Genomic DNA, 6014 nt, shown 5'->3' on the forward strand with positions numbered 1-6014 from the left:
GATAAAGCAGCGTCTGCAGCCGCGACGCGCCGTAGAGCTGGAACAGCCCGGCCAGGTTGCGATCCACCGAGTTCAGACCGAGCGTGGTGTTGGACAGGACCGGAAAGAACCCGACGATCCAGGCGCAGACCACGACCGCGGTCTGCTGCGGCAGATAGATCAGAAGCAGCGGCGCGATCGCGATCACCGGCGTGACCTGCAGCACCACGGCATAGGGGAACAGCGAATATTCCACGAGCTTCGACAGATTGAACAGCAGCGCCAGCGCGATACCGCCGAGCGCGGCGGCGACGAAACCTTCCAGCGTCGTGGTCAGGGTCACCAGCAGCGATTGCGACAGCACGTCCCAATCGCCGATCAAGGTCGAAAACACCGCCATCGGCCCGGGCAGCACATAGGGCGGGATGTCGTCGAGCCGGACCACCAGTTCCCAGCTCGCGGTCCCCGCCGCCGCCACCACGACCGGCAGCAGGATCCGCAGGGCCTGCGGACCCCGCCGTTTCGCCCCCGGTTGGGCCTTGTCTCCACTCATAGCGCGGATCGTCCTGAATAGGATGGCGCAAGTGCTGCCGAGACCTCGCGGCAATATTCGACGTAGCGCGCCGAGGTGCGGAATTCTTCGCCGCGGGGTTCATCCGTCTCGACACGAATGTCAGCGCCGATACGGCCGGGCCTTGCCGTCATCACGACCACGCGCTGGGAGAGATAGACGGATTCGAACACCGAATGGGTGACGAAGATGATGGTCTTGCGCAAGCCGCGCCATAGCGCGAGCAGGTCGTTGTTGAGGCGGAAGCGGGTGATCTCATCCAGCGCCGCAAACGGCTCGTCCATCAGCAGGATATCCGGATCGGTGACCAGCGCGCGCGCCAGCGAGACCCGCATCTTCATGCCGCCCGACAATTCGCGCGGATAGCTTTCCGCAAAATCGGCAAGGCCCACGCTTGCAAGCGCGTCGGCGATGCGCGCCTCGGCCTCGGCCGCAGGCGCATGCGCGAGTTTCAGCGGCAGCCGCACGTTCCCACGCACCGAGGTCCATGGCATCAGGGTCGGTTCCTGGAACACGAAACCGATCGCCTGTCCCTGGTCCCGGCCCGGCCGCGTCCGCTGCGTCACTGGCGAGACCCTGATCTCGCCGGAGGTCGGCGCGGCGAGGCCCGCGATCAGGCGCAACGCTGTCGACTTGCCGCACCCGGACGGCCCGAGCAGCGAGACGAATTCGCCGCGCCTGATGTCGAGATCGAGCGGACCCAGCGCCATGACGCCGTTGTCATAGGTCTTCGTGACGCCGCGCAGCCGGACCGCGAGGCCCGCGGCGTCGGCGCCGGCTTCGGACACCCGCTCTTCGGCCATCTATTGCTTCGGCCGCAACTCGAGGCCGACGGCCTTGTTGACGAAGCGCAGCGTGTACGACTTGCGATAATCGGTGTCAGCCTTGACCAGGCCGGCCCGCACCATCTTGGCGAAGAAGCTCGTCATCCGCTCGTCGGTCATGGCGCCGATGCCGTTCTTCAGGGTATCGCCGGAATCGACGATGCCGTTCTCCTTCATCTTGCTGACGGAATAGGCCAGAAGCTCGTCGGTCATGTCCGGATTGAGCTTCTTGATCAGCGCATTGCCGGGTGAATTGTCGCCATAGAGATAATTGTACCAGCCGATGATGGAGGCATCGACGAAGCGCTGCACCAGGCCCGGCTTCTTTTCGATCACGTCCTGGCGCGTCTCGATCAGGGTCGAGTAGCCGTTGAAGCCGTAATCGGCGAGCAGCAGCACGCCGGGCTTGAAGCCGGCCGCCTTCTCCACCGCGAAGGGCTCGGAGGTGACGTAGCCCTGCATCGCGCTTTGCGGGGTGGCGATGAAGGGCTGCGGATTGAAGGTGTAGGGCCTGACGTTCTTCTCGCTGAAACCGTATTCCGACTTCATCCACTGGAAATAGCCGGTGATGCCTTCCTTCGACACGAACAGCGTCAGCGGCTTCAGATCCTCGAGCTTGCTGACCCTGCTTTCCGGATGGGTCAGGAAGACCTGCGGATCCTTCTGGAATATCGCGGCGACCGCGACCAGCGGCACGTTATTGGCCACCGCATCGAACGACATCAGGGTGTTCGCGGCCATGAAGAAGTCGATTTTGCCGGAAATCAACAGCATCCGGTTGTTGTTGTTCGGACCGCCCGGCACGATGGTGACGTCGAGCCCGTATCTGGCGTACGTGCCGTCGGCCACCGCCTGAAAAAATCCGCCATGCTCGGCCTCGGCGACCCAGTTGGTTCCAAACGAAACCTTGTCCGGTTTGGTTTGTTCCGGTTTATCCTGGGCTGTGGCCGGCGCAGCTGTCAGGAGGACCGTCAAGAGGACCGCAAGGAGGGCGGCCGGCGCACCTGCCATTAACGCCCGCAGCAAAAGAGCCGCCTTCATGATTGGACTCCGTCGATTGTTCTGGCCCATGATAGGATGTCACCTCCTTCCTACCTTGCATATCGGATGAAAGAAACTCCCGCGCGATGAGTTCGACCGTCCCACCCCGCGACTGGAGCGACATCCACTGGCCCGACATCGGCGCCGGCGGACCTGCGCGCTGGATTGCCGTGCTGCCGCTGGCCGCGACCGAGCAGCACGGCCCGCATCTGCCGCTGGGGACCGATGTGATGATCGCGCAGGCCTATCTGGCGCGGGTGCGCGAACTGCTCGCCCCGGAGCTGCCGGTCAGCTTTCTGCCGCTGCAGCCGGTCGGCGTCTCCACCGAGCATATCGATTTTCCGGGTACGCTGACGCTGCCGGCCGCGACCGCGCTGCGCAGCTGGACGGCGCTGGGTGAAAGCGTGGCGCGAGCCGGCGTGAAAAAGCTGGTGATCGTCACGAGCCATGGCGGCAACAGCGCGGCGATGGCCCTGGTCGCGCAGGAGCTGCGCGCGCATCAGAAGCTGTTGGTCGTCACCACGTCATGGTGGCGCTTCGGCGCGCCGGCGGGGCTGTTTACCGACGCCGAATTGCGCCACGGCATTCACGGCGGCGCGGTCGAGACCTCGATCATGCTGGCGCGTTTCGCCGAACATGTGCGCACCGATCGAATCGCGGATTTTCGTTCGGCCGGCCTCGAGATGGAGGAGCGCTATCGCCGGCTGTCATCGCAGCGTCCTGCGCCATTCGCCTGGCAGACGCAGGATCTGCACCCAAGCGGCGCGGTCGGCGATGTGACGCAAGCCTCCGCCGACAAGGGCCGGCAACTGCTGGATCACGGCGCGCGCGGGTTCATCGAATTGCTCGAGGATGTCGATGAATTCGATGTGACGGCGCTGTCGAATGATCCGCAAGGATAGCGAACTACCTCCGTCAGCGATCTCATGAGCGCTGGAAATCCGGATTACCGAAATTTCACGCCGATTCCGGCGAACCGGAATCGAGGCGTCTCCGTCCAATCGGGTATGCGGACCACGATACGCCGCCTTCACCCGAACGGAGATCACCATGTCGATCAACACCAAAATTGCCGCTCTCGCCGTTGCCGCGCTGGCCGTCACCGGCTCCATCGCATCCACCGTGGCGCCTGCTGATGCCCACGGCTTCCATCCCGGCTGGGGCATCGGCGCGGGACTCGTCGGCGCCGCCGTCGTCGGCACCGCGATCGCGGCAAGCAATGCCTATCCTGACGGCTATTACCACTGCGGCTGGGTTCGCCAGTTCGATGGCTACGGCCGTTATGTCGGCACGGTCCGCAGCTGCTACTGATCGGCGCCTTTCGGTTTGAAAGTGTGGATTGCCGCGTCCGGCACGGGCGCCTCATCCACCCCGTGCCGACCCCCGACCCGCCCGGTCGTCCCCCCCGGGCGGGTCACCTTTTTCAAGATATTGAAAACAGCGTCCCCTCCCGTGCACGCGCTCACGGCGAACGAATCGGCCTCCTTGAATGATGGACGTTGCCGATCACTCGCTTTCGCGGCGACGCCGAATCGTCCTCCGCGAAATCGCTTGCTCGGAATCGCCAAGCAAGGTCGCGCTGCCCAGCCTTGACATAGCATAGGGGGGTACCCTATAAGTCCGGCGATGAGCCATACCATCAAGGAAAAGAAGAAGCTGCTGGCCCGGGTCGGGCGCATCCGCGGCCAGGTCGAATCGCTGGAGCGCGCGCTCGCCACCGAAGCCGATTGCGCCCGCGTCATGCACATGATCGCGGGGATCCGTGGCAGCGTATCCGGATTGATGGCCGAGGTGGTCGAGGACCATGTCCGCACCCATCTGGTCGATCCCCAGAAAAATCCAGACGCCTTGAACGCCGACGCCGCCGAGCAGCTGATCGACGTCGTCCACACCTATCTCAAGTGAGCACGGCAGAGACAATACCATGATCGAAGCCGACGAGTTGCTTCAGGCCCATGACCACGTCTTTCTGGGCGCGGACCACGACCGTGCCGAGCGCAGGACCTGGGGGGTGATCATCCTTTGCAGCGTCATGATGATCGCCGAAATCGCAGGCGGCGCGCTGTTCGGCTCGCTGGCGCTGATTGCCGACGGTCTGCACATGTCGACGCATGCCGGCGCGCTGCTGCTCGCCGCCTTGGCTTATACCTTTGCCCGCCGCTACGCCTATGACCGGAGCTTTACCTTCGGCACCGGCAAGTTCGGCGATCTCGCGGGCTATACCAGCGCCATCGTGCTGGCCATGATCGCGCTTCTGATCGGCTACGAGGCGGTCGAGCGCCTGCTCAATCCGGTCGCAATCAGCTTCAACGAGGCGATCCCAATCGCCATGCTGGGCCTGGTCGTGAACATCGCCAGCGCATGGCTATTGTCGGGCGGCCATCATCATGGTCACGGCCATGGCCATAGTCACGAGCATGGTCACGGCCATGCCGATGCCCATGATCATGACGACGAGCCCCGCCGCGTCGAGCTCGACGGCACCACGGTCCAGCTCGCAATATTCGAAGATCACGTGCCGCCGCGCTTTCGCATCGCAGCCGCGAGCGGCCCGTTACCGAACGCAACCGACATCTCGATCGAAACCGTCAGGCCGGACGGCCGCCGGCAAACATTCACATTCGAGAACCGAGGTGGCTTCCTGGAATCGCGCGACGAGATTCCGGAGCCGCACGCGTTCCTCGCGAGGATTTGTCTGCGGCGCGCCGGCGAGCAGCAGTTGCGCGAGCTGCAATTCGATGAACACGAGCATCATCACGATGCATCCCATCACCGCGACAACAACATGCGCGCCGCGGTCGTTCATGTGATGGCCGACGCCGCGGTCTCGGTTCTGGTGATCGTCGGACTATTGCTGGCACGCACCTTCGGCTGGCTCTGGATGGATCCCCTGGCCGGCCTGATCGGCGCGCTCGTCATCGCGAACTGGTCCGCCGGGCTGGCACGCGATACCGGCGCCATCCTGCTCGACCGCATGCCGGATGGCCGCATCGCCGAGAAGATCCGCAAGACCATCGAAAGCGAGGGTGATGCGGTCACCGACCTGCATCTGTGGCGGCTCGGGCCAGGGCATCTCGGCGCCATCGTCTGTGTGGCGACATCATTGGAGCGCGAGCCTGCACATTATCGGCAGAGGCTCGCCAGATTCACCGACCTGTCCCACATCACGGTCGAGGTTCAATGCACCCGTTCAGCGAGCGGCTGACGTCCCCTTTCACAAAACTGTCTTCTAGCCGTCTTACCCAGATGGCCCACCGAAACGCGTTGCACGAACGCAACGTCGCGGACGCTTCTTGTTCGAACAATTCCGATGTGTTGCACGCACGTCACTAGACCGTGCCAATTGGCAGCACTTGCCGCCTCTCTCCTTCCGCTCGCGAACGACTTTCAATAACGCTTGTCGGACAGTTGTCACCTTGGTTCGATTTGGAATTGGCTAACGGGGCGTGGAATGAGGGGTGTTGGCAAGTTCGCGGGAGGCGCCGGCCTGGCGCTTGCGACGTGCTCCCTCGCGACCGCGGCTGATCTGCCCGCGAGCCTCCCCGTCAAGGCGCCCGTGCCTTACGCGTCGGCGGCCTACGATTGGAATGGCTGGTACG

7 protein-coding genes are annotated in these 6014 nt (G+C 63.9%); 4 read left to right on the forward strand and 3 right to left on the reverse strand.

Going from position 1 to position 6014, the window contains the following annotated elements:
* The 3 genes from WCB02_RS21240 to WCB02_RS21250 form a co-directional block, all read right to left on the reverse strand.
* On the reverse strand, positions 1-532 hold a 532-nt coding region (locus WCB02_RS21240; protein WP_423961122.1), incomplete at its 3' end, for an ABC transporter permease.
* Positions 529-1353 carry an ABC transporter ATP-binding protein gene (locus WCB02_RS21245; RefSeq protein ID WP_423961124.1) on the reverse strand — a complete coding sequence of 275 codons (825 nt, stop codon included), beginning with the start codon at positions 1351-1353 and terminating at the stop codon, positions 529-531. The genes WCB02_RS21240 and WCB02_RS21245, both read right to left, overlap by 4 nt.
* A complete protein-coding gene (locus WCB02_RS21250) occupies positions 1354-2415 on the reverse strand; it encodes an ABC transporter substrate-binding protein (RefSeq protein WP_423961126.1) in 1062 nt (353 codons plus the stop codon).
* Between the two features lie 86 nt (positions 2416-2501).
* Here WCB02_RS21250 and WCB02_RS21255 point away from each other — a divergent pair, with 86 nt between their 5' ends.
* The 4 genes from WCB02_RS21255 to dmeF all read left to right on the forward strand — a co-directional run bounded on the left by WCB02_RS21255 (position 2502) and on the right by dmeF (position 5620).
* The gene (locus tag WCB02_RS21255) at positions 2502-3317 is read left to right on the forward strand and encodes a creatininase family protein (protein ID WP_423961128.1); all 816 of its coding nucleotides are present in this window, start codon (positions 2502-2504) and stop codon (positions 3315-3317) included.
* A 148-nt stretch (positions 3318-3465) separates the two neighbouring features.
* Entirely contained in the window at positions 3466-3726 is a 261-nt protein-coding gene (locus WCB02_RS21260; protein ID WP_423961129.1) for a hypothetical protein, read from the forward strand.
* 315 nt (positions 3727-4041) lie between these two features.
* Positions 4042-4320, forward strand: a complete 279-nt coding sequence (locus tag WCB02_RS21265; RefSeq protein WP_423961131.1) for a metal/formaldehyde-sensitive transcriptional repressor — start codon at positions 4042-4044, stop codon at positions 4318-4320.
* Between the two features lie 19 nt (positions 4321-4339).
* Positions 4340-5620, forward strand: coding sequence for a CDF family Co(II)/Ni(II) efflux transporter DmeF (dmeF, locus tag WCB02_RS21270; RefSeq protein WP_423961133.1), 1281 nt, complete (start codon positions 4340-4342; stop codon positions 5618-5620).
* The last annotated feature ends 394 nt before the right edge of the window (positions 5621-6014 follow it).

The organism is Bradyrhizobium sp. (assembly GCF_049581145.1).
GTDB lineage: Bacteria > Pseudomonadota > Alphaproteobacteria > Rhizobiales > Xanthobacteraceae > Bradyrhizobium.